This is a genomic window from Methanohalobium sp., assembly GCF_018609725.1.
Lineage (GTDB): Archaea > Halobacteriota > Methanosarcinia > Methanosarcinales > Methanosarcinaceae > Methanohalobium.
This window is the reverse complement of the sequence record NZ_JAHENT010000006.1, coordinates 1-3,342: the sequence shown is the minus strand read 5'-3', so window position 1 is coordinate 3,342 and position 3,342 is coordinate 1. Positions and strand designations below refer to the sequence as shown.

The window sequence follows — 3,342 nt, the reverse complement described above, 5'->3', positions numbered from 1 at the left end:
GCTTCAACTGCATTTATAATAAATAGTACAACCACTCAACAGGAAGATTTAGCCTATCGACAATCAATTGAGAAGGCAAGAAGTTATGCAAATGAGTTCAATACAGGTATGAATGAAGATAGGTCAAAAGGAGAAAACATAGCCACGATGCTTTCTGAGTACAAATCTTCCAACAGAAGTGAAGTACTAAAAATGTTAAAACGATTACTTGTGCAAAATCAGGATTTGATTGGAACATATGTTGCCTATGAACCGAATGCTTTTGATAACAGAGATAAGGATTATGTTAACGCCACTTATCATGATTCCACAGGAAGGTTTATTCCATACTGGAACAGAATAGGCGGAGATGTACATTGTGAACCTTTGGTGGATTATGAAACATCCAACTATTATCAATTACCCAAAAAACTGGAAAAAACAGTGGTTACTGAACCTTACCTATATCAGGGAGAACTAATAGTAAGTTATGTATCTCCGATAATGAAAAACGGTACTTTTGTGGGTATAGGCGGAGTGGATGTATCACTGGAAAACATTGATAATATTGTAAGCGATGTTGAAATTTTTGACACCGGATATGCATTTATGTCAAGTAACACTGGAATTTTGTTATCCCATCCTGAAAAAAAACAATGGATTGGAAACAAAACATTGTACGATTTTGATGACCCTAAAATATCCCAGATGGCAGATGAAATCCAATCAGGCAGGGAAGGGCATATAGAAACAATTGACCCAAGTACTGGTAAAAATGTTGTAATGTTCTATCAACCGATTGAAACCGGTGAATATTCTTTTATTCTTGTTGTTCCAAAGGATGAAATGCTTTCAGGTGTTACAAAATTAAGAGATGAACTGATTATAATATCTGTGGTATCCCTCATTTTTATGGGTGGTGTGGCTTATCTGATATCATTATCCATATCCCGATCTATTGATGGTATAGTTAGTGATTTTAAGAGAATAACCAATGATGCGATTAAAGGTAAACTGGATACAAGAGCCAATACGCTTATTCAGAAAGATTTTAGAGAAATCCCACAAGGTCTCAACAAAATACTTGATACTTTCCAGAGTCCAATTCATGAAACCATGCGTGTTGCAAATTCGCTTTCAAAAGGACGGTTAAGTACCCGTTTCAGGTTAAATGTTAAAGGAGATTTCAAAGAACTTGGGGATACCTTGGATCATTTTTCAGAATCATTGAACAATGTAATCGATGATTCAAATGCGGTACTTACTGCTATCCAGAAAGAAGATTTTACACGCAAAGTACAGGTACACGGTAATGGTGATTTTGCGATACTGACAAATGGAATTGAAAATGCACGTAAAGCCATGTATGAGTTTACGACCGAGCGTAAACAGGCTGAAGAGATTCGTAAAAAAGAGATACATCATCGTGTCAAAAATAACCTGCAGGTCATCTCAAGTCTATTAAGCCTTGAATCTGGTAATTTTGACGACCCTGTAGTGGTTGAAGCATTTAGAGATAGTCAGAACCGTGTTCGTTCGATGGCACTTGCCCATGAGGAACTTTATCAGTCAAAGAATATAGCAGATATAGATTTTTCAGAATATGTGGATAATTTGGCCAATTACCTTATCCAGACCTACATAGGCAAAACTAATAATATAATAATAAACAACAATGTCGACAAAATATCTTTAAATATGGATACAGCAATTCCACTTGGGATTATCATCAATGAACTGATATCCAACTCACTCAAACATGCATTTTCATATGATGCTACCGGTGAAATCAGCGTTAATATGTACGTTGACGGGGACAATAATTACAAACTAATTGTCAGTGATAACGGCAAAGGTATATCTGATGACATCGATTTCAGAGAATCCGAATCACTGGGATTACAGCTTGTAAATACACTTGTAGAACAGATAGATGGAACGATAGCACTTGAAAAATCACAAGGAACAGAGTTTATAATTACGTTTAAAGAATTGAAATATAATATCAAGGTGTAAAAATGAATGAACCGAAAATCCTTGTTGTAGAGGACGAGAATATAGTAGCTCTGGACATTAAAAATCGGTTGAAAAAACTGGGATATTCTGTTCCAAGTATCGCTTCAACTGGGGAGGAAGCTATAAGAAAAGCAGAAATAACTTCTGCTGATCTTGTATTGATGGACATCATGTTAAAAGGGGATGTGGATGGTATAGAGGCAGCAGAAAGAATACGTGAACTCTATGATATACCTGTAATCTATCTTACAGCCTACGCAGATGAAAAAATTCTGGAACGAGCAAAATTAACCCAGCCGTATGGGTATATTTCAAAACCATTCAAAGAAAAAGACCTGCGAACCAATATAGAAATGGCACTGCACAAAAATAAAATGGAGAAAGAATATACTGAAGAAAAAAATAAATAAATAGAATTTTATAGAAAATGTATTTAATACACATATGTTAATTTATAAGAATAAATAGTTGTCAGATGTAAAATGCAACAATTTGAAAAAATTGACCTTGAATCCATTATACACAACAGTCCCATTATTGTTTTTCTCTGGAAGGCTGTAGATAACTGGCCCGTCGAATTTGTATCGGACAGCATAACCCAGTTTGGCTACACACCTGGAGACTTTACATCAGGTCGTTATTCTTACGGGGATATTATACATCCAGATGATTTGGAAAAGGTACGCTCACGTATCTCCAGACATGTAGAACTGGGATACAAACAGTTTGTACATGAATATCGAACCTACACTAAAACAGGTGAGATACGCTGGGTTACTGAAAGAACCTTTATAAGAAATAATTCAATGGGTAAGGTTGCCCATTATCAGGGTATCATTATTGATATAACCGAACGTAAAGAAACCGAAAAAGCCCTTCAGCAGTCCGAAAAAAAGTTCAGGACACTGTTTAACAATACCAATGATGCGATATTTATATGTGATATGGATAGTAATTTCGTTGAAGTTAACCAGCCGGCATGTAATTATCTGGACTACAGCAGAGACGAATTGTTGCAAATGAATATCAATGATATACATCCATCTGATACTACAATTAGTACGGGTGAAATGAACAAACTGGTTAAAAAAGGTCATTCTATATTTGAAACAAAACATGTTAATAGGGATGGAACGATAATCCCGATTGAATTAAGTGTACAATACATAGATTATCAGGGGCTTCCTGCTTTTATTGTTGTTACCAGAAACCTTACAAAGCGCAAACATGCAGAAGTAACACGTGAAAAGGAAATCCATCATCGGGTCAAGAATAATCTGCAGGTAATCTCAAGTTTGTTAAATCTTGAAGCGAGTAATTTTGAAAATGATGATGTGGTTGAAGCTT

3 protein-coding genes are annotated in these 3,342 nt (G+C 35.5%); all 3 read left to right on the top strand.

What is annotated here, in order from left to right; genetic code table 11:
- Positions 1 to 1,995, top strand: a 1,995-nt coding sequence (locus QZ276_RS00150; protein WP_292484158.1) for a histidine kinase dimerization/phosphoacceptor domain -containing protein, incomplete at its 5' end; no start/stop codon positions are given.
- Positions 1,996 to 1,997: 2 nt separating this feature from the next.
- Positions 1,998 to 2,405 (top strand): response regulator, encoded by a 408-nt coding sequence (locus QZ276_RS00145; RefSeq protein WP_292484156.1) that lies wholly within the window; start codon positions 1,998 to 2,000, stop codon positions 2,403 to 2,405.
- A gap of 72 nt (positions 2,406 to 2,477) precedes the next feature.
- Positions 2,478 to 3,342: PAS domain S-box protein (locus QZ276_RS00140; RefSeq protein WP_292484154.1), on the top strand; the 865-nt coding region annotated here is incomplete at its 3' end.